Origin of the sequence: Streptomyces sp. NPDC050738 (genome assembly GCF_040654175.1) — a bacterium.
GTDB lineage: Bacteria > Actinomycetota > Actinomycetes > Streptomycetales > Streptomycetaceae > Streptomyces.
In genome coordinates this window covers 659945-677920 of the sequence record NZ_JBFAHN010000001.1, presented here as the reverse complement: position 1 = coordinate 677920, position 17976 = coordinate 659945, and the positions used below count along the sequence as shown (strand labels likewise).

The window sequence follows — 17976 nt, the reverse complement described above, 5'->3', positions numbered from 1 at the left end:
TGCGGCTCAGCTCAAACCCCCAGCGCCTAGCCCGCGTTCTCCTCGGCGAGAATCCGCCCCAGCGCCTCTTCGAGATTGCCTTCGAAGTCACCCAGCGTGCGCTCCTGCCCGAGCGGCACGAGCTTGTCCGTACGGTCGAGGAAGGCGATCAGCGGGGCCGTGCCGGCCTTGAAGAGCGCACTGTCCTCGCCCACTTGAAGCCGGATGTGGACGTCGGCGAGCGACTCGGGGTCGGTCGGCGCGATGTGCACATCGCCGTCCCCGGTAGGTGCGTTGATGCCGTCGAGCAGCAACTCACGCCCGAAAGCCCAGGTCACAGGCGCATCTCCGGGCAGATGGAAGGTCATCCGGATCGCGTAGGGGTCTGGCGCCTCGTACCGGAGCTCCACCGGAATACGGAACGAGAGCTCCTCGGAGACGAGAAAGCTCATCATGACCTCTGCCTGAACCGAATCGCGCATGTACCTCTACCCCGCAGTGGATGCCGTGTTGGAACAGAAGGATTGGCCGGGAATCTTCCCCCATGGCCCTCTTGACTTAATCGTGCTGTAAGCGCTACCAGATCACAAGGAGTGATATTTCAGATACTGATAGAGAACGCCAGCGTCCGTAGGAGTGTCCCGACTTCGGACCGTAGTCGGTCGACTGCGGGGAGGAGTTGACCGGCCTGGTGTGCGGGGAGAGAAATGGCCATCGTCGCGGCGCCGGAGCCGGCCGTGATCGGAATCGCCGCACAGACCGTGCCCAGGGCGTACTGCTCCCGCTCGACCACGGGTTGCATGCGCTCCATGGAGGCCAGCCGATCCAGCAGCGTGGACCGGTCCCGTACGGAATGACAGGTCACCGGCCGCACCGGATGGCGGTCCAGATGGTCCCTGCGGGCCTTCTCGTCGAGCTGGCTCAGCAGACACTGCCCGATCGCATGGGCGTGAGCCGTCTCACGGAAGTCCGCCCACTCCGAGACGGCGGGTGAGTCAGGGGTGTCGGAGACGGCGACGATCTCGATCTCCCCGTCGCGGTAGATACCGAAGTAGACGGGGGCGCCGATCGCGTCGCGCCAGTGCGCGAGCGACTCGACGATCGAGGTGCGACGGTTCTGCAGCGCTCCGCCGCCCGCCAGCCGCTCGGCGGCCGGCCCGTACACGAACACACCGTTCTCGCGGCGCAGATAGCCCTCATGGGTGAGGGTGCGCAGCAGGTGGTACGCGGTCGGCAGGGGAAGCCCTGCCTCGCGTGCGAGCTGTTTGGCGGGGGCTCCGTCCCGATGGGAGCCCACAGCCTCCAGCAGTCTCAGAGCCCGTTGCACCGACCCGATCAGGGTGGGTACCGCGGTTTGAGGCGTTGGCGTCGTGGCCAACTTTTCACCCCCAGGCGTGGACACCGCCACCCGCAAACCGCAGGTCACAGCGGTTCCGGGCCTTGGTTCCCAGGGGGCAGCAGAGGCCTGCCACTCTATCCGGAGCCCTTGAGGGGGTGAGGGGGAAAGCGTCTTCCGTTCCCTCACCCGGGCTAACGGCCGTACGGGCTACCAGTCGCTGCGCGAGTCCGAGGAGGACGACATGAACTTCCGTACGACATAGATCAGTCCGCCGACCAGGGCGACGAAGATCAGCGCCTTGAAGAGCAGGGCCACCACGACGCCGATCACCCAGGTGATCAGGGAACCGAACACGACCAGGGCGATGACGGGCACCGCGACCCACTTCACCCACCACGGCATCCCCGCGAATATCTCCCGAACCGCCATCGCCCTTACCTCTTCCTGGTGTCTGCAGACCTCGTGGTCTTCTGCTCTCGATGCTAGAGGCGGCAGGGGTGGCAGCGGGGCCCTCGCAGCCCTTGAACTCCCCTGACGCGACCCCTACGGGACCGGGGGTCCCCAGGGGCCGAGCCCTCAGCCCTCGGGTGGAGAGAAGACCACCAGGACCCTCAGATCCTCCGAGATGTGATGGAACTTGTGCGCCACACCGGCCGGTACGTACACCACCGAGCCCCGCGCGACCTGCGTCGTCTCCATCCCGACCGTGATCGAGGCGCGGCCGCTCGCCACGAAGTACACCTCGTCCTGGGCGTGCGGCTGCTGAGGGTCGCCGGCGCCCGCGTCGAGCGCGTACAGACCGACCGACATGTTCTTTTCGCGCAGGAACTGCAGATACGCACCGTCGTTGGCAGCGCGCTCCGCCTCCAGTTCGTCCAGCCGGAATGCCTTCATGGTCCGTCCGCCCCTGCCCTTGTACCGATCATGTCTGCCACGATCAGACACATGAAGAATTTCGTAGTCAAGACGGTCGCCAACGCGGCCGCCCTCCTGGTCGCCATCTGGCTGGTCTCGGGCATCACGCTGACCGGCGACTCCACCGGCGGCAAGGCATGGGCCCTGATCCTCGTGGCGCTCGTGTTCGGGCTGGTCAACTTCCTGGTCAAGCCCATCGTGAAGCTGCTCACCCTGCCGCTGTTCATCCTCACGCTGGGGCTGATCACGCTGGTGGTCAATGCCCTGATGCTGCTGCTGACGTCCTGGCTGGCCGACAAGCTGAACCTGGACTTCCACGTCGACGGCTTCTGGGCCGCTCTGGTCGGCGGACTGATCATCTCGATCGTGGCATGGGCGATGCACATGATCCTTCCCGACAACGACTGAGCGTGCGGCATGAGTGAAGCGGGAGACGGGACGCGGGCCGTACGCGCCGGCCTGCCCGCGCCCGTGCAGTACGAACCCGCCCTGCCGGGCCCGGTCTTCGCCGCCCATTACCACCTCTCGGGCGACCCGACCGGGCCGTACACCTACGGCCGGGACACCAACCCGACGTGGACACACCTCGAAGCGGCCATCAGCGAGCTGGAGTCACCGGGGGAGCCGGCCGAGACCGTCGCCTTCGCCTCCGGGATGGCCGCCGTCTCCGCGGTACTGCTCTCCCAGGTGCGCGCGGGCGATGCGGTGGTGCTCCCCGACGACGGGTACCAGGCGCTGCCGCTGCTGCGCGCGCAGTTGGAGGCGTACGGCGTCGAGGTGCGCACCGCGCCGACGGCGGGGGACGCGCAGCTGTCCGTGCTGCGGGGCGCCAGGCTGCTGTGGCTGGAGACGCCGTCCAATCCGGGGCTCGATGTGTGCGATGTACGGCGGCTGGCCGCCGCGGCACACGCCGGCGGGACCCTGGTCGCCGTCGACAACACCCTGGCCACCCCGCTCGGGCAGCGCCCGCTCGAACTGGGCGCCGACTTCGCGGTGGCCAGCGCGACCAAGGGGCTGACCGGGCACGGGGACATCCTGCTCGGCTACGCGACCTGCAGGGACGCGGAGCTGGCGGCCCGGGTGCGCACCTGGCGCAAGGTCGTCGGGGCCATCCCCGGGCCGATGGAGGCCTGGCTCGCACACCGCTCGCTGGCCACTCTCCAGCTGCGCGCGGACCGGCAGTCGGCCAACGCCCTGGCACTGGCCGAGGCATTGGCAGGGCGCCCCGAGGTGAGCGCACTGCGCCACCCCGGACGCCCGGGCGACCCCTCGCACCGGACCGCCGTGGCCCAGATGCGGCGCTTCGGCTGCGTGGTCTCCTTCGTACTGCCCGACCGGGAACATGCCGAGCGCTTCCTGCTCGCGCTGCGCCTGGTCGACGACGCGACGAGCTTCGGCGGCGTACGGTCCACGGCCGAGCGGCGCGGAAGGTGGGGCGGCGACGCGGTGCCGGAAGGTTTCATCCGCTTCTCGGCGGGGGCGGAGGACACCGGTGACCTGGTGACCGATGTGCTCAGGGCGCTGGACGAGGCGGCCCAGCGGTAACACCCCTACGTAAGACGGACGGTCCGAGCCTCCCCCCTCATGGCTCGGACCGTCCCGGTTCCGCGCGCGAAGAACCGCCCCATCAAGGCTAGTTGACTCTGCGTCAGTGTCCAATCACAGTAGCGACAGAGACCTATCGACATATTTATAGTTGGCTCGGCCGGGGCAGCTTCCGGAGGACGTCTTCGCAGCGAACCGGACAGGAGGGCAGGGACATGGATCTCGCCCTGCTCCGCACCTTCGTCACCGTGCACAGGGCCGGTTCCTTCACCCGTGCCGCCGCCCTGCTGGGACTCTCGCAGCCCGCGGTGACCAGTCAGATACGCACCCTGGAGCGGCAGTTGGGCCGCCCCCTCTTCCTGCGCCAGGCCCGCGGCGTCACCCCCACCACCATCGGCGACGAACTCGCCCACCGGGCCGCCCCGCATCTGGACGCCCTGGTCGAGATCACCGAGACCGGCCTCGCCGACGAGGCGGGATCACGCACCCTGCACCTCGCAGGACCGCCCGAGTTCACCTCCCTGCGCGCCCTGCCCGCGCTCACCGCCCTCGTCCCGCAGGGCCTCGCCCTGCGGGCCACCTTCGGCACCGCGGAGGAGACCCTGGAGGGGCTGGCGGCCGGCCACCACGATCTGGCGATCACCACGGCCCGGCCGCGCGGCGGGCTGCTCACCGCGGTCGCCCTCTGCGACGAGGAACACGTACTGATCGCCGCCCCGCGCTGGGCCGCCCGCATCGGACCCGGAGTGCTGCGCCATCAGGGCCCTTCCGTACTGCGCGAGCTGCCGGTGCTGGAGGTCCACGAGTCGCTGCCGCTGGTCTCCCGCTACTGGTCCGCCGTCTTCGACGCCCGTCCGGCCGCGACAGGGACGGTCGTGGCGCCGGACCTGCGGGCGGTGCTGCAGGCGGCGGTGGCCGGCGCGGGTCTTGCCGTACTGCCGCGATATCTGTGCCAGGAGGCCCTGGAACGCGGGGAAGTGGTGGCGCTCCTCGATCCGCCGGTACCTCCGCTGCGCACCTATTTCCTCGCGGTACGCACCGGCACGCTCGCGCTGCCGCACATCGCGCGGGCGCAGGACTGGCTGCTGCGCGCTGCCGCCGACTGGTCCTGACAGCTGTTCGACAGCGCCCGGAAAGTTTCGGAACGGGCCAGGCGGGCCACTCTCTTGCCATGACCGAACGCCCAGTGGTCAAGCGCACCGCACGCGCCATCCTGCTCGACGGCGCCGACCTCGTCCTCATCAAGCGGACCAAGCCCGGAGTGGATCCGTACTGGGTGACGCCCGGCGGAGGGGTCGAGCCGGAGGACGCCACCGTCGTCGATGCCCTGCACCGTGAGGTGGACGAGGAACTCGGCGCGAAGGTCACCGATGTCGTGCCCTGCTTCGTCGACACCGTCGAGCACATCCCCGAGGGCGGGGGCCCGACGGGTGTGAAGGTGCAGCACTTCTTCGTCTGCCGCCTGGAGTCGATGGATCCCTCCCGGCGGCACGGGCCCGAAATCGACGAGCCCTGCGGGGAGTACGAGATCGTCCGTGTGCCCTTCAGCCGGGTCGGGATCGCGGCCGTCCATCTCGTACCGCTGTCGCTGCGGCACTACCTGGACGGCAACATCGAGGGCGTACGGGCGATGCACGCGCCCGATCTGGGCTGACCGCTAGTCGCCCGTGGCCACGAGCTCCTCGACGCCGTCGTGGCGTATCCGCTCGAAGGGGACGCCGACGTTCTTCAGTGCGTCGAGACTGCTGCGGATCATGCCGGGCGGGCCTGACAGGAAGGCGTCGTAGGAGTTCCACGGCCCGTACTCCCGCACGACGTCCGGCAGTTGGGTGCCGCTGTCCACCACCGTGCGCACCTTCAGCCAGGAGTGCGCCTGCTGCAGCCTGCGCATCGTGTCGAGGTCGTACAGGTCGTGGTCGCTGCGGGCCCCGTAGAAGACTTCCACCGGGCGCTTCTCGCCGTGCTCCGCGACATCCTCGACGAGCGCCTTGATGGGCGCGATGCCGGTGCCGCCGCCCAGGCAGAGCATCCCGTTGACGGTGGTGTGGTCGACCGTCATCGAGCCGCCGGGCGGGCCGAGCCGGAGGATGTCGCCCGGGCGGGCCCGGTGGACCAGCGCTCCGGAGACCCAGCCGGCCGGAACCGCCTTGATGTGGAAGGAGAGCAGCCCGTCGGCGCGGGGCGCCGATGCGAAGGAGTAGTGCCGCCATATCCGCGGCCACCAAGGGGTCTCCAGGGTGGTGTACTGCCCGGCGAGAAAGGGGTACGGCTGGTCGGGTCTGAGCGTGACGACCGCTATCTCGGGTGTCCGCAGATCGTGCGAGACGACCTCGGCGAACCACCAGGGCGGCGCGCGGCGCTCGCTCTCGGCGGCCGCGTCGATCATCACCTGGGACATCTTCGTGTACGCACGGACCCAGGCGGCCTGCGTCTCCGCGCACCAGGTCCTCTCCGCGTACCGGGTCAGCGCCCCGATGAGAGCCTCGCCGACGGCCGGGTACTGCTCGGGCCTGGTCCCGTACTTGCGGTGCCCGCGGCCCAGGTTCTGCAGATAGGCGGCCAGGCGGTCGGAGTCGTCGAGGTGGTCCGCGGCGGTCAGCAGGGCCTTGAGCAATCGGTCGCGCTGGGAGTCCATGGCGGCCGGGAACAGCGATCTGACCTCGGGGTGGGCGATGAACAGCAGCGCGTAGAAGTACGAGGTCACCTTGTCCGCGACGGGTGCGATCTCCGCCAGGGTGCGGCGGATGAGCAGGGCGTCACGGGAGGCGCCGAGCGGATCCGGCTCGGGATCGGGCTCGGGCTCGGGATCAGGCGGGTTCACCTGGCCGGCCGGAGGAGCGGGGGCCGGCCCTCTGAACCAGCCGCCATCGGCCGACGTCGTGGTCGGAGCGTCCATACCCGTGCCTCGCCTCAGAACCTCGGCCGCCGTTCTCGTGGTCGGAGGGTCTCAGGCGTCCGGACCTCTGCGGACAAAGAGCGGGAAGTCCGGGTACTGGAGGTCGCTTTGTGGTTAGGCTCCGGTGCCCTGTGTCATTCCCGGGTCATCCCTGGATCAGCGCGTACGCCTCACGGAGATCGCCTCCCGCATAGGTGTGGGTGGCCAGTCGGGCGACGTGGTGGTCGGCGTTGACCGCCACCGACACCGGTACGGCGCCGAAGAGGTCCACGTCCGACAGCGAGTCCCCGTACGCGACACAGTCGTCCCTGCCGACCCCGAACTCCGTACAGAGCCGGTCGGCCACCAGCACCTTCGCGGCCGGGCTGAGGATCCCCGCAGGATCCACGGGGCGGGTGAACGGCACGTCGGGGAAGCGCGAACCGTGCGCCGCGTGCGCACCCCAGCCGAGCAGCCGCTCCACGAAGAACGACGGCGAGAGCGAGATGACGGCGCAGTAGTCGCCGCGCTCGCGTATCTCCCGCCACACCTCCTGGATCCCGGTCAGCCATGGCGCCGTCTCGAAGGCCGCCGCCACATGCGCCACGGTGAGGTCCGTCCACAGGGCATGCGCCCTCAGTGCGTACTGCGGTGGGCCGATGAGGCCGGTGGAGAGCTCCCTCTCCAGCTCCCCGATCTCCTCCAGCAGCCCCAGCTGCCGGGAGAGCTCCACCGGGGCCGCCGATCCGCGGATCAGCGTGCCGTCCAGGTCAAAGAGATGAAGTCGCGCCATGTGTGCCGACGCTAGTACAGAGGCCTGCGTGCTGGGGAAGACGCCCCCGCTCCTGCTTCCCGGCGCCGTGTTTCACGTGAAACACGATGCCGGCATCCCGGAAAGCGGTGGACGCCGTCCCGCCGCATCGGACAGCCTGACCCCCATGCCCTCACTGCTCGCCGAACTCTCCATCCGCCGGCTGACCCTCGGCGACCTCATCTCCTGCTCCGACCTCTCCGAGGACCGCGGCTGGCCGCGCGAGGAGCACAAGTGGGGGCTGCTGCTCGCGGCAGGCACGGGTTACGGCATCGACGACCCGTCGGGCAAGGGCCTGGCCACCGCCTGCGTGGTGACGTCGTACGGGCCCGGACTGGCCGCCATCGGAATGGTGTTGGTGGCCGAGCGCCATGCCAGGCAGGGCGTGGGCCGGCGCCTGATGAAGCACGTGCTCGCCGAGTACGCGGGCACCCCGCTCACCCTGCACGCCACCCCGCACGGCCGTCCTCTTTACGAGGAGCTCGGCTTCGTGACGACAGGCCGGGCCGAGATGGTCCGGGGCCACTTCCGCCCGTCGGGACCGGCGCCCACCGTCGCCACCCGCCCGGCCACGGCGGACGACCTGCCCGCGATCCTGCGCCTGGACGCCGAGGTCTTCGGCGGCGAACGCACCCATGTGCTCACCCGCCTGCCGGCCTTCGCCGACCAGCTCCGGGTCGCGGAGGACGCGAACGGCATCATCGGCTACGCGGCCGCCTGGCCCAACATGGACACCCAGGTCGTCGGCCCGCTCATCGCCCGTGACACGGAGACGGCCAAGGCGCTGGTCTCCTCCCTGGCGGAGGGGACGGACCGCCCCTTCCGTACGGACGTCGACGTACGCCATGAGGAGCTCCTGAACTGGCTGAAGGAGAACGGCCTGGAGCCGGTCTCCTTCAACGCGGTGATGACCTATGGGATCCCCGCCCTCCCGGGCGACTGGACCCGCCGCTTCACGCCTCTGACGGTTGCGGCCGGCTAGGGGCGTCCGCGGACCGCTCGGCGGCGTGGGCGCCGGCGACGATCCGGCTCCGGGAGACGCTTCGCCGCTCGAGGCCGCTGGAGACGACGGCCAGCACCAGCGCCGAGGCCGCGAGGACCGCCCCGACCCAGTTGGGCGCGGTGTAGCCGAGCCCGGCCGCGATGACGATCCCGCCGAGCCAGGCGGAGAGCGCGTTGCCGAGGTTGAAGGCACCGATGTTCACCGCGGAGGCCAGTGTCGGCGCCCCGGCTGCCTGGTCGAGCACCCGCTTCTGCAGCGGCGGTACGGTCGCGAAGCCGAGCCCGCCGATCAGGAAGATCGTGACGGCGGAGGCGATCTGGTGGTGCGCGGTGACCGTGAAGAGCGCCAGCACCAGGGCGAGGCCGCCCAGGGAGATGTACAGCATCGGCATCAGAGCCCGGTCGGCGAACTTCCCGCCGATGAGGTTGCCCGCGACCATGCCGAGCCCGAAGAGGACGAGCAGCCAGGTCACGGAGGACTCCGAGAAGCCCGCGACGGTGGTCATCATCGGCGAGATGTACGTGATCGCGGCGAAGACCCCGCCGAAGCCGAGCACCGTCATCGCCATGGCGAGCAGCACCTGCACATTGCGGAAGGCCGCGATCTCGTGGCGCAGATGTACGCCCTCGGGCCGGGGCTGCTCGGGGACGAGCTTGGCGACGCCCAGCAGTCCGAAGACCCCGAGCGAGGCGACGATCAGGAACGTCAGCCGCCAGCCGATGTCCTGCCCGATGAGCGTGCCGAGCGGTACGCCGACGACATTGGCCATGGTCAGACCGGTGAACATCAGGGCGATCGCCCCGGCCTTCTTCTCGGGGGCGACCAGATCGGCCGCGACCACCGAGCCGATGCCGAAGAAGGCGCCGTGGGCCAGGGAGGCGACGATCCGTCCGGCGAGCATCACGCCGAAGACGGGTGCGAGCGCCGAGATGACGTTGCCGACGATGAAGAGCCCCATCAGCAGCATCAGCATCTTCTTGCGCGAGATGCGGGTGCCGAGGGCGGTCATCAGCGGGGCACCGGCGACGACACCGAGCGCGTATCCCGTGACGAGGAAGCCTGCGGTCGGGATCGAGACCTGGAAGGTGTCCGCGATCTGCGGCATCAGCCCCATGATCACGAACTCGGTGGTTCCGATACCGAACGCCCCGATGGCGAGGGCGAGGAGCGCGAGTGGCATGGGGTTTCACCTTCCCGAAAAAGTTTGCACGAGCGCCTTACATGCAGAGACAATACTTGCAGACGCCGACTAATTGCAAACGCGGGCTATTGCGCCAGTGCCCTATCCTGGATCCCAGCCGCTCCGGCACGCAGGAGGAGAAGAACGCCATGACAGCCACCGATCCCGCACTGACCGCCCTCTCCCAGGGCTGGTGCGCCCTTTCCCTGCTGCACGGCCGCATCGACGGCCATATCGAGAAGGCGCTGCAGACCGGACACGGGCTGAGCGTGCGCGAGTACTCCCTTCTCGACGTCCTGAGCCGACAGCACAGCGGCCCCGGCGGCCACCTCCAGATGAAGCAGGTCGCCGACGCCGTCGTCCTCAGCCAGAGCGCCACGACCCGCCTGGTCACGCGCCTGGAGGACCGGCACCTGCTGACCCGCTACCTCTGCGACACCGACCGCCGCGGCATCTACACCGATGTCACCGAGGCCGGCCTCGCCCTGCTCGCCAAGGCCCGCCCGACCAATGACACGGCGCTGCGCGAGGCCCTCGACGAGGCCGCGAAGAATCCGGAACTGGCCCCCCTGGTACGGGCGGTCGAGGAGCTGAAGGCCCCCGCCCCGGCCGCCGTATAGCCTCCAGACCATGAGCGACCTGGAGATACGCCCCGCGGCCCCGTCCGACATCCCCGCGATCGTGGCGATGCTCGCGCACGACCCGCTGGGCGAACAGCGCGAGTCCCCCGACGACCTCGCCCCGTACGAGGCCGCCTTCGAGCGCCTGGCGGCGGACCCGAACCAGTACCCGACGGTCGCCGTCCGCGACAACCGCGTCGTCGGCACCCTCCAGCTGACCGTGATCCCCGGCCTCTCCCGCCGCGGTGCCACCCGTGCGGTCATCGAGGCCGTCCGCGTCCATGCCGACGAGCGCGGCAGCGGCCTCGGCACCCAGCTCATCGAGTGGGCGATCGCCGAATCCCGCCGCCAGGGCTGCCAGTTGGTCCAGCTGACCTCCGACATCTCCCGCGCCGACGCCCACCGCTTCTACGAGCGGCTCGGCTTCACCGCCTCCCACGTGGGATTCAAGCTCCAGCTCTGACCTACAGGCCCCGCCACCCGCCCTCGTCCACACCACCGGGGACGGCATCTCCGGCCTCGTACGGCTGCCGTACGTACACGAACGACCCGAGGTCCAGATGGCTCACCGAGCCGTCCTCGCGTCGCACCACCCGCAGCGTCTCCCCCAGGTGGTAGCCGTCCAGGCCGGTCCAGGTGCCGTCCTCCTCCGCACGGAAGCGCGAGCCCCGCCCGGGGCCCCGCAACGGGCTGAGCTCGACCGCGCCCTCCGCCGCCACCCGCAGCACGTAGGCGTACGTCCCCCAGTACCAGGGCCCCGTCAGCGCGAGCAGCGCCTGGTCGATGCCGGGCAGCGGCCGCCACGGCTCCGGGATCCTCGGCTCCGCATCGGCCGTGATCCGCACCAGATCCGCCGCGACCGCGCCGACCGCCACCCCCGACGTCGCATTGGCCAGCACGACGGCCGCCACACCGTCCTCCACGCTCACCCACAGCGTGGCGACGAACCCCGGCAGCGACCCCGTGTGCCCGGCCAGCGTCCGCCCGTCGCGCCGCGCCAGCTGCACCCCGAGCCCATAGCCGGCGTCCCAGTCCCCGGCACCGGGCGGCGCCGACGGTGTCCGCATCTCCCGTACGGAATCCGCGCTCAGCACCCGCTCGTCGCCCTCCGCGAGGAAAGCGGCAAAGCGACACAAGTCACCCGCCGTGGACCACAGTTGTCCCGCGGGCGCCATCAGTCCCAGGTCCTCGGACGGCTCCGGCAGCATCACATCCGCCCAGGGGTGCACCGCCCAGCCGCCCGCGGCCGGCGCCTCGGCCTGTGCGCTCGTACGGTGCATGCCCAGCGGCAGACAGACCTCGCGCCGCACCACCTCGGCCCACGGCTCGCCGCGTACGGCCTCGATCAGCGAACCCAGCAGCGTGTAACCGGGGTTGGAGTAGTGGTGGACCCGCCCGGCCGGGTGCGGCCCCGGGCGCTCGCCGAGCACGTCGGCGAGCTCGGGGCGCTCCGTTCCCGGCGTCCGCTCCCACCATGCGCCCGGGGTCTCCGCCGCCAGCCCCGCGGTGTGGCCGAGCAGCTGAGCGATCGTCACATCCCCCGCGCCCGTGCCGGGAAGGTGCTTCTCCAGCGGATCCCCGAGGTCGAGCAGCCCCTCGTCACGCAGCCGCAGCACGACAACGGCGGTGAACGTCTTGGTGATCGACCCGATCCGGTACTGCGTGTCCGCATCCGGAGCATGCCCCTCCACACACGTGCGCGCACCGGACCACACGAGCTGCCCGTCGCGCATCACCGCCCCGACCAGCGAGGGAGCGCGCCCTTCGGTCTGAGCGGTGGCGATGCGGTGCAGCAGGGCCCGTTGGGTCGTCGGAAGAAGTTCGGGGAATGCGGAAGAAGTCATGGTCGAGAGGTACCCCAACAGCCCGTACCCGTCGACCGATTAAGCCTCTGTGTCAGGTCTGCGCCATGTCCACGAAGCGCGAGTAGTGGCCCTGGAAGGCGACGGTGATCGTCGCGGTGGGGCCGTTACGGTGCTTGCCCACGATGATGTCCGCCTCGCCCGCGCGGGGTGACTCCTTCTCGTACGCATCCTCGCGGTGCAACAGGATCACCATGTCCGCGTCCTGCTCGATCGAGCCGGATTCACGCAGGTCGGAGACCATCGGCTTCTTGTCGGTGCGCTGCTCGGGGCCACGGTTCAGCTGCGAGAGCGCGATCACAGGCACCTCCAGCTCCTTGGCCAGGAGCTTGAGGTTTCGCGACATGTCGGAGACTTCCTGCTGACGGCTCTCGGACCTCTTGGACCCGCCCGCCTGCATCAGCTGCAGATAGTCGATCACGACGAGCTTGATGCCGGCACGCTGCTTGAGCCGGCGGCACTTCGCGCGGATCTCCATCATCGACAGGTTCGGGGAGTCGTCGATGTAGAGCGGGGCCTGGGTGACGTCCGGCATACGGCGGGCGAGGCGGGTCCAGTCCTCGTCGGTCATGGTGCCGGAACGCATGTGGTGCAGCGCGACACGGGCCTCGGCCGACAGCAGGCGCATCGCGATCTCGTTGCGGCCCATTTCGAGCGAGAAGATCACGCTGGGCAGGTTGTGCTGGATCGAAGCGGCACGGGCGAAGTCCAGCGCCAGCGTCGACTTACCCATGGCGGGACGGGCCGCGATGATGATCATCTGGCCGGGGTGAAGGCCGTTGGTGAGCTGGTCGAGGTCGGTGAAGCCGGTCGGGACGCCGGTCATCTCGCCGCTGCGCGAGCCGATCGCCTCGATCTCGTCCAGCGCACCTTCCATGATGTCGCCGAGCGGCAGATAGTCCTCTGTGGTGCGCTGCTCGGTGACCGCGTAGATCGCGGCCTGGGCCGAGTTGACGATGTCGTCGACGTCGCCGTCGGCGGCGTATCCCATCTGCGTGATCTTCGTCCCGGCCTCGACCAGACGCCGCAGAACCGCCCGCTCATGGACGATCTCCGCGTAGTACACGGCGTTGGCGGCCGTCGGCACCGACTGGACGAGCGTGTGCAGATACGGCGCCCCGCCGACCTTGGTGATCTCGCCGCGCTTGACCAGCTCGGCGGCGACCGTGATCGGGTCGGCCGGCTCGCCCTTGGCGTAGAGGTCGAGGATCGCCAGGAAGACGGTCTCGTGCGCGGGGCGGTAGAAGTCGTTGCCCTTGAGGACCTCCACCACATCCGCGATGGCGTCCTTGGAGAGCAGCATGCCGCCGAGCACGGACTGCTCCGCGTCGATGTCCTGCGGGGGGACCCGCTCGAAGGCCGAGGCACTGCCGCCGTCCCAGGCGCCGTTGTCCCCGCCCCGGTCGTGCTGCTCTCGACCGTTCGCCTGGGCCTCACCGCGCTGCCTGCGGGCGGGCAGACGGTCACCAGGACCGCTGTCGGCCCAGGGGTCGTCCAAGGGCTCGGAAATGCTCACCGGGCCGCCTCCTCCCGTCCGCTCCGCGGACCTCGCCGTGCCACTCTTTCTTACGGCACGGCTCTGACAAATGAGACGCCCGGCTCCGATTCCGGCGCGTCGGGCGACGGTCCACGGTAGGCCTGTCGCCGACGTCAGCCAATCTGGTTATCCACAGGCCCTGTGGGTGACGGACCCGTTGCTGTGGAGAACTCCCCAAAACCTGTGCACGACACGGGGGACAGCGCTGTGGACAACAATTCACCCCCACCCAACCACCCCACTTGACCTGCACTTTTATCATCCACCGGCTGTGGGGGAGAAAAACTTTCCCAACCGGACCAAGATCGCGACAAACAGCACACAGCCGAAGCGGAAACGAACCACCAAGTAAGGATCGCAGAGGCATTGCATCTCTTACCTGTGGAAGATTAGATTGATCCCCATGGCACAGGCCCCCGCTCCACCGAAGCGCAGCAGACGACTCCACGACCGGGAGATCATCTCCCTCGCCGTCCCCGCCTTCGGCGCGCTCGTCGCCGAGCCCCTCTTCGTCATGGTCGACAGCGCCATCGTCGGCCATCTCGGCACCCCGCAACTGGCCGGTCTCGGGGTCGCGGCGGCCCTCCTCACCACCGCCGTGAGCATCTTCGTCTTCCTCGCGTACGCCACCACGGCCGCCGTCGCCCGTCGGGTCGGCGCCGGCGATCTCCAGTCGGCGATCCGCCAGGGCATGGACGGCATCTGGCTCGCCCTGCTGCTCGGCGCCGCCGTCATCGCCGTGGTCATGCCCACCGCCCCCTGGCTGGTCTCCCTCTTCGGCGCCTCGGACACCGCTTCCCCCTACGCGGTCACCTATCTGCGGATCTCCAGCCTCGGCATCCCCGCCATGCTGGTCGTCCTGGCCGCCACCGGCGTGCTCCGCGGCCTCCAGGACACCAGGACACCCTTGTACGTCGCCGTGGGCGGCTTCGCCGCCAACGCGGCTCTCAACGCCGGTCTCGTCTACGGCGCCGGTCTCGGTATCGCGGGCTCCGCCTGGGGCACGGTGATCGCCCAGTTCGGAATGGTGGCCGCCTATCTGGTGGTGGTCGTACGAGGAGCGAGACGGTACGGCGCCTCGCTGCGCCCCGACGCCGCGGGAATCCGCGCCTGCGCCCAGGCCGGGGTGCCCCTTCTCGTCCGCACGCTCTCGCTGCGAGCCGTCCTGCTGATCGCCACAGCCGTCGCGGCCCGGATGGGCGACGCGGAGATCGCGGCCCACCAGATCGTTCTCTCCCTCTGGAGCCTGCTGGCCTTCGCACTCGACGCCATCGCCATCGCGGGTCAGGCGATCATCGGCCGCTACCTGGGAGCCGACGACGCCAAGGGCGCGCAGGAGGCCTGCCGGCGCATGGTCCAGTGGGGAATCGCCTCAGGAGTGGTCCTCGGCATCCTGGTCGCCGTCGCCCGCCCGCTGTTCATCCCCCTGTTCACCAGCGACGCATCGGTCCAGGACGCCTTGCTGCCCACCCTGCTGGTGGTGGCCGTCACCCAGCCGATCGCCGGGATCGTCTTCGTGCTCGACGGCGTACTGATGGGCGCGGGCGACGGCCCGTATCTCGCCTGGGCCATGGTGCTCACGCTGGCCGTCTTCACTCCGGTCGCCCTGCTGGTCCCCGCCCTCGGCGGCGGGCTGACCGCCCTGTGGTGGGCCATGACCCTGATGATGGCGGTCCGCCTGGTGACCCTCTGGCTGCGCGCCCGCTCGGGCCGCTGGATCGTCACCGGCGCCACCCGCTGACCTGCTGCCTGGTTGCCCTGTGCCCTGTGCCCTGTGCCCTGTTTCACGTGAAACAGGCCGAGTGTCCGACCGGGGGGCCGGGGGTCGTCCCCCGGAAAGCACAGCACGTGAAACAGCATGCGAAACAGCAAGAGGGCCGCACCCCGTGGGGTGCGGCCCTCTCTACTGCTCTACGAGCAATTGCTGCGATCAGGCAGCAACGACCTCGACGCCGAGCTTCGCAGCGACGTCGGCGTGCAGACGCACGGAGACATCGTGGGAGCCGAGAGTCTTGATCGGCGAACCGAGCTCGACACGGCGCTTGTCGACGACCGGACCACCGGCGGCCTTGATCGCCGAGGCGATGTCGGCCGGGGTGACGGAGCCGAAGAGACGGCCGGCGTCGCCGGAGCGAACAGCCAGACGGACCTTCACGCTCTCGAGCTTGGCCTTGACCTCATTGGCCTGCTCGATCGTCGAGATCTCGTGGATCTTGCGGGCGCGGCGAATCTGCGCCACGTCCTGCTCGCCACCCTTGGTCCAGCGGATCGCGAAACCACGCGGGACCAGGTAGTTGCGGGCGTAGCCGTCCTTGACGTCAACGACGTCGCCGGCCGAACCGAGGCCAGCGACCTCGTGGGTGAGGATGATCTTCATTTTTCGGTCACCCTTCCCTTATCGCGCGGTGGACGTGTAGGGCAGCAGCGCCATCTCACGGCTGTTCTTCACAGCCGTGGCGACGTCACGCTGGTGCTGCGTGCAGTTGCCGGTCACGCGGCGGGCACGGATCTTGCCGCGGTCGGAAATGAACTTCCGCAGCATGTTCGTGTCCTTGTAGTCCACGTAGACGGTCTTGTCCTTGCAGAAAGCGCAGACCTTCTTCTTAGGCTTGCGCACAGGCGGCTTCGCCATGGTGTTTCTCCTGTGTGATCAAGAAGTGGGGAACGAGCTGCCCTAGAAGGGCGGCTCGTCCGAGTAGCCGCCGCCAGAGTTGCCTGCACCAGAGTTACCGGCGCCACCGGAGCTTGAGCCCCAGCTGCCGCCGCCCTGCTGCTGACCGCCACCGGCCGGCGCGCTGGTGGCCCACGGGTCGTCGGCGGGTGCACCGCCACCGCCCTGCTGGCCTCCGCTGGGGGCTCCGCCCCAGTTGCCGCCGCCCTGCTGGCCGCCGCCTCCGCCGCCGTAACCACCCTGGCCGCCCTGCTGACCACCGCGACCGCTGGTCTTGGTGACCTTGGCCGTGGCGCTCTTGAGACTGGGGCCGACTTCCTCGACGTCCAGCTCGTAGACCGTGCGCTTGACGCCCTCGCGGTCGTCGTACGACCGCTGCTTCAGCCGGCCCTGCACGATGACGCGCATGCCTCGCGTAAGCGACTCCGCGACGTTCTCCGCCGCCTGACGCCAGACCGAGCAGGTGAGGAACAGGCCTTCGCCGTCCTTCCACTCATTGGTCTGCCGGTCGAAGATGCGGGGTGTGGACGCGACACGGAACTTCGCGACCGCCGCACCGGACGGGGTGAAGCGCAGCTCGGGGTCGTCGACGAGATTGCCGACGACCGTGATGACGGTCTCGCCTGCCATGGGTGAACCTCTCGGCGGGGATTGCTTCTGGCTGCTTGTTGCTACTCGGACCCGATGACCACTGAGCTAGAAGCTCAGTGGGTCTCGGGACGGAGGACCTTGGTCCGGAGGACCGACTCGTTCAGGTTCATCTGTCGGTCGAGCTCCTTGACGACTGCGGGCTCGGCCTGCAGGTCGATGACCGAGTAGATGCCCTCAGGCTTCTTCTTGATCTCGTAAGAGAGACGACGACGGCCCCAGGTGTCGACCTTCTCGACCTTTCCGTTGCCCTCACGGACGACGGAGAGGAAGTTCTCGATCAACGGGGAGACAGCGCGCTCCTCGAGATCGGGGTCGAGGATGACCATCATTTCGTAGTGACGCATGTAGAACCCACCTCCTTTGGACTCAGCGGCCACGGTCGATCCGTGGCAGGAGGGTCGTGATGCGTATGCAACGGTATCGGCCACCACTGACAATCCACCTCCCTGAGGAGGGGGCTCGGCTCGTGGTCAGGGCAGACACCGGCGCAGACCGTACAGAGTACCTGCACAGTGGCTTCCGGTTGAAATCCGGCGGTCAGGGGAGCCACTCTGTACACATCGGGTGTGTGCGGCGCTACTCTGCGCCGCCTTATGCCAGGAGGTGCCTCATGGCACAGGCAATTCGACGCAACCCCTCCGCTTCCCTCTTCGCCACGGACGGCAAGCCGCATCCGTTGCAGGACACCCTGGTCGCCCTGACCGTGGTGCTCGGTGCGGTTGCCTTCGCCACGTCGTTCTTCCACAACCTGCACCTGCTGAGCTCCTGGGCGGGGCTGGCGGGGATCCTCACCGGTGCGTACGGGATGTTCGTCTCGGTCACGACCCGCGAGCGGTTCCTGGTGATCCTCGGACTCGGCGCCTCTGCCGTCGGCTTCTTCATCGCCATGGCCCACGGCGGGCTCTTCGGCGGGGTGGTGGGCGGCTAGCGGCGCCCACGGTCCCCTCACTCCCCCTGCGGCCAGACGGGGCGCAACCCCGGCGCAGTA

Annotated in this window: 22 protein-coding genes; 9 read left to right on the top strand and 13 right to left on the bottom strand. The window is 69.2% G+C overall.

The window, feature by feature from the left end:
* Nucleotides 1–26 precede the first annotated feature (26 nt).
* The 4 genes from AB0H78_RS03370 to AB0H78_RS03355 all read right to left on the bottom strand — a co-directional run bounded on the left by AB0H78_RS03370 (nucleotide 27) and on the right by AB0H78_RS03355 (nucleotide 2212).
* Nucleotides 27–461 carry an SsgA family sporulation/cell division regulator gene (locus tag AB0H78_RS03370; RefSeq protein WP_363232513.1) on the bottom strand — a complete coding sequence of 145 codons (435 nt, stop codon included), beginning with the start codon at nucleotides 459–461 and terminating at the stop codon, nucleotides 27–29.
* Nucleotides 462–580: 119 nt separating this feature from the next.
* Nucleotides 581–1306, bottom strand: coding sequence for a helix-turn-helix domain-containing protein (locus AB0H78_RS03365; protein WP_363232512.1), 726 nt, complete (start codon nucleotides 1304–1306; stop codon nucleotides 581–583).
* Between the two features lie 219 nt (nucleotides 1307–1525).
* Nucleotides 1526–1747, bottom strand: a complete 222-nt coding sequence (locus AB0H78_RS03360; RefSeq protein WP_329120116.1) for a DUF5326 family protein — start codon at nucleotides 1745–1747, stop codon at nucleotides 1526–1528.
* A 147-nt stretch (nucleotides 1748–1894) separates the two neighbouring features.
* Nucleotides 1895–2212: a cupin domain-containing protein gene (locus AB0H78_RS03355; RefSeq protein WP_363232511.1), complete on the bottom strand. Its 318-nt coding sequence runs from the start codon at nucleotides 2210–2212 to the stop codon at nucleotides 1895–1897.
* A gap of 51 nt (nucleotides 2213–2263) precedes the next feature.
* Between AB0H78_RS03355 and AB0H78_RS03350 the strand changes: the two genes are divergently transcribed.
* From AB0H78_RS03350 to AB0H78_RS03335, 4 genes are all read left to right on the top strand, one after another.
* A complete protein-coding gene (locus tag AB0H78_RS03350) occupies nucleotides 2264–2641 on the top strand; it encodes a phage holin family protein (protein ID WP_363232510.1) in 378 nt (125 codons plus the stop codon).
* 9 nt (nucleotides 2642–2650) lie between these two features.
* Nucleotides 2651–3778, top strand: coding sequence for a cystathionine gamma-lyase (locus tag AB0H78_RS03345; protein ID WP_363232509.1), 1128 nt, complete (start codon nucleotides 2651–2653; stop codon nucleotides 3776–3778).
* A gap of 215 nt (nucleotides 3779–3993) precedes the next feature.
* Entirely contained in the window at nucleotides 3994–4890 is an 897-nt protein-coding gene (locus AB0H78_RS03340; protein ID WP_363232508.1) for a LysR family transcriptional regulator, read from the top strand.
* Between the two features lie 59 nt (nucleotides 4891–4949).
* The gene (locus AB0H78_RS03335; protein WP_363232507.1) at nucleotides 4950–5432 is read left to right on the top strand and encodes an NUDIX hydrolase; all 483 of its coding nucleotides are present in this window, start codon (nucleotides 4950–4952) and stop codon (nucleotides 5430–5432) included.
* Nucleotides 5433–5435: 3 nt separating this feature from the next.
* On the opposite strand, the gene AB0H78_RS03330 is transcribed toward AB0H78_RS03335, so the two are convergent.
* Nucleotides 5436–6674 (bottom strand): globin domain-containing protein, encoded by a 1239-nt coding sequence (locus AB0H78_RS03330; protein WP_363232506.1) that lies wholly within the window; start codon nucleotides 6672–6674, stop codon nucleotides 5436–5438.
* A 145-nt stretch (nucleotides 6675–6819) separates the two neighbouring features.
* On the bottom strand, nucleotides 6820–7446 hold the full coding sequence (locus tag AB0H78_RS03325) for an HAD-IB family phosphatase (protein WP_363232505.1): 627 nt from the start codon (nucleotides 7444–7446) through the stop codon (nucleotides 6820–6822).
* A gap of 145 nt (nucleotides 7447–7591) precedes the next feature.
* Here AB0H78_RS03325 and AB0H78_RS03320 point away from each other — a divergent pair, with 145 nt between their 5' ends.
* On the top strand, nucleotides 7592–8446 hold the full coding sequence (locus AB0H78_RS03320) for a GNAT family N-acetyltransferase (protein WP_363232504.1): 855 nt from the start codon (nucleotides 7592–7594) through the stop codon (nucleotides 8444–8446).
* Here the strand turns inward: AB0H78_RS03320 and AB0H78_RS03315 are convergent.
* Nucleotides 8418–9647, bottom strand: coding sequence for an MFS transporter (locus AB0H78_RS03315; RefSeq protein ID WP_363232503.1), 1230 nt, complete (start codon nucleotides 9645–9647; stop codon nucleotides 8418–8420). The genes AB0H78_RS03320 and AB0H78_RS03315 overlap by 29 nt on opposite strands.
* 149 nt (nucleotides 9648–9796) lie before the next feature.
* Here AB0H78_RS03315 and AB0H78_RS03310 point away from each other — a divergent pair, with 149 nt between their 5' ends.
* A complete protein-coding gene (locus AB0H78_RS03310) occupies nucleotides 9797–10267 on the top strand; it encodes a MarR family transcriptional regulator (protein WP_363232502.1) in 471 nt (156 codons plus the stop codon).
* Between the two features lie 10 nt (nucleotides 10268–10277).
* Complete coding sequence (locus AB0H78_RS03305; RefSeq protein ID WP_363232501.1) at nucleotides 10278–10730, top strand: GNAT family N-acetyltransferase; 453 nt, start codon at nucleotides 10278–10280, stop codon at nucleotides 10728–10730.
* Between the two features lies 1 nt (nucleotide 10731).
* Here AB0H78_RS03305 and AB0H78_RS03300 read toward each other — a convergent pair whose 3' ends face one another.
* Complete coding sequence (locus AB0H78_RS03300) at nucleotides 10732–12111, bottom strand: serine hydrolase domain-containing protein (protein WP_363232500.1); 1380 nt, start codon at nucleotides 12109–12111, stop codon at nucleotides 10732–10734.
* A gap of 52 nt (nucleotides 12112–12163) precedes the next feature.
* Nucleotides 12164–13645, bottom strand: a complete 1482-nt coding sequence (dnaB, locus tag AB0H78_RS03295) for a replicative DNA helicase (protein WP_363232499.1) — start codon at nucleotides 13643–13645, stop codon at nucleotides 12164–12166.
* 424 nt (nucleotides 13646–14069) lie between these two features.
* On the opposite strand from dnaB, the gene AB0H78_RS03290 reads away from it, so the two are divergent.
* Nucleotides 14070–15407: an MATE family efflux transporter gene (locus AB0H78_RS03290; protein WP_363232498.1), complete on the top strand. Its 1338-nt coding sequence runs from the start codon at nucleotides 14070–14072 to the stop codon at nucleotides 15405–15407.
* Between the two features lie 189 nt (nucleotides 15408–15596).
* Here AB0H78_RS03290 and rplI read toward each other — a convergent pair whose 3' ends face one another.
* The 4 genes from rplI to rpsF all read right to left on the bottom strand — a co-directional run bounded on the left by rplI (nucleotide 15597) and on the right by rpsF (nucleotide 17332).
* Nucleotides 15597–16043 (bottom strand): 50S ribosomal protein L9, encoded by a 447-nt coding sequence (rplI, locus tag AB0H78_RS03285; protein ID WP_363232497.1) that lies wholly within the window; start codon nucleotides 16041–16043, stop codon nucleotides 15597–15599.
* A gap of 18 nt (nucleotides 16044–16061) precedes the next feature.
* Nucleotides 16062–16298, bottom strand: a complete 237-nt coding sequence (gene rpsR / locus AB0H78_RS03280; RefSeq protein WP_003956534.1) for a 30S ribosomal protein S18 — start codon at nucleotides 16296–16298, stop codon at nucleotides 16062–16064.
* A gap of 42 nt (nucleotides 16299–16340) precedes the next feature.
* Nucleotides 16341–16967 (bottom strand): single-stranded DNA-binding protein, encoded by a 627-nt coding sequence (locus AB0H78_RS03275; protein WP_363232496.1) that lies wholly within the window; start codon nucleotides 16965–16967, stop codon nucleotides 16341–16343.
* Between the two features lie 74 nt (nucleotides 16968–17041).
* Nucleotides 17042–17332, bottom strand: coding sequence for a 30S ribosomal protein S6 (gene rpsF / locus AB0H78_RS03270; RefSeq protein ID WP_363232495.1), 291 nt, complete (start codon nucleotides 17330–17332; stop codon nucleotides 17042–17044).
* Between the two features lie 266 nt (nucleotides 17333–17598).
* Between rpsF and AB0H78_RS03265 the strand changes: the two genes are divergently transcribed.
* Nucleotides 17599–17916: a hypothetical protein gene (locus AB0H78_RS03265; RefSeq protein ID WP_363232494.1), complete on the top strand. Its 318-nt coding sequence runs from the start codon at nucleotides 17599–17601 to the stop codon at nucleotides 17914–17916.
* Nucleotides 17917–17976: the final 60 nt, after the last annotated feature.

Bases quoted from the DNA above. Each gene is read 5' to 3' on its own strand.
- AB0H78_RS03370 (WP_363232513.1), bottom strand. From the start codon at position 461: ATGCGCGATTCGGTTCAGGCAGAGGTCATGATGAGCTTTCTCGTCTCC.
- AB0H78_RS03360 (WP_329120116.1), bottom strand. From the start codon at position 1,747: ATGGCGGTTCGGGAGATATTCGCGGGGATGCCGTGGTGGGTGAAGTGG.
- AB0H78_RS03355 (WP_363232511.1), bottom strand. From the start codon at position 2,212: ATGAAGGCATTCCGGCTGGACGAACTGGAGGCGGAGCGCGCTGCCAAC.
- AB0H78_RS03350 (WP_363232510.1), top strand. From the start codon at position 2,264: ATGAAGAATTTCGTAGTCAAGACGGTCGCCAACGCGGCCGCCCTCCTG.
- AB0H78_RS03345 (WP_363232509.1), top strand. From the start codon at position 2,651: ATGAGTGAAGCGGGAGACGGGACGCGGGCCGTACGCGCCGGCCTGCCC.
- AB0H78_RS03340 (WP_363232508.1), top strand. From the start codon at position 3,994: ATGGATCTCGCCCTGCTCCGCACCTTCGTCACCGTGCACAGGGCCGGT.
- AB0H78_RS03335 (WP_363232507.1), top strand. From the start codon at position 4,950: ATGACCGAACGCCCAGTGGTCAAGCGCACCGCACGCGCCATCCTGCTC.
- AB0H78_RS03330 (WP_363232506.1), bottom strand. From the start codon at position 6,674: ATGGACGCTCCGACCACGACGTCGGCCGATGGCGGCTGGTTCAGAGGG.
- AB0H78_RS03325 (WP_363232505.1), bottom strand. From the start codon at position 7,446: ATGGCGCGACTTCATCTCTTTGACCTGGACGGCACGCTGATCCGCGGA.
- AB0H78_RS03320 (WP_363232504.1), top strand. From the start codon at position 7,592: ATGCCCTCACTGCTCGCCGAACTCTCCATCCGCCGGCTGACCCTCGGC.
- AB0H78_RS03315 (WP_363232503.1), bottom strand. From the start codon at position 9,647: ATGCCACTCGCGCTCCTCGCCCTCGCCATCGGGGCGTTCGGTATCGGA.
- AB0H78_RS03310 (WP_363232502.1), top strand. From the start codon at position 9,797: ATGACAGCCACCGATCCCGCACTGACCGCCCTCTCCCAGGGCTGGTGC.
- AB0H78_RS03305 (WP_363232501.1), top strand. From the start codon at position 10,278: ATGAGCGACCTGGAGATACGCCCCGCGGCCCCGTCCGACATCCCCGCG.
- AB0H78_RS03300 (WP_363232500.1), bottom strand. From the start codon at position 12,111: ATGACTTCTTCCGCATTCCCCGAACTTCTTCCGACGACCCAACGGGCC.
- AB0H78_RS03290 (WP_363232498.1), top strand. From the start codon at position 14,070: ATGGCACAGGCCCCCGCTCCACCGAAGCGCAGCAGACGACTCCACGAC.
- rplI (WP_363232497.1), bottom strand. From the start codon at position 16,043: ATGAAGATCATCCTCACCCACGAGGTCGCTGGCCTCGGTTCGGCCGGC.
- rpsR (WP_003956534.1), bottom strand. From the start codon at position 16,298: ATGGCGAAGCCGCCTGTGCGCAAGCCTAAGAAGAAGGTCTGCGCTTTC.
- AB0H78_RS03275 (WP_363232496.1), bottom strand. From the start codon at position 16,967: ATGGCAGGCGAGACCGTCATCACGGTCGTCGGCAATCTCGTCGACGAC.
- rpsF (WP_363232495.1), bottom strand. From the start codon at position 17,332: ATGCGTCACTACGAAATGATGGTCATCCTCGACCCCGATCTCGAGGAG.
- AB0H78_RS03265 (WP_363232494.1), top strand. From the start codon at position 17,599: ATGGCACAGGCAATTCGACGCAACCCCTCCGCTTCCCTCTTCGCCACG.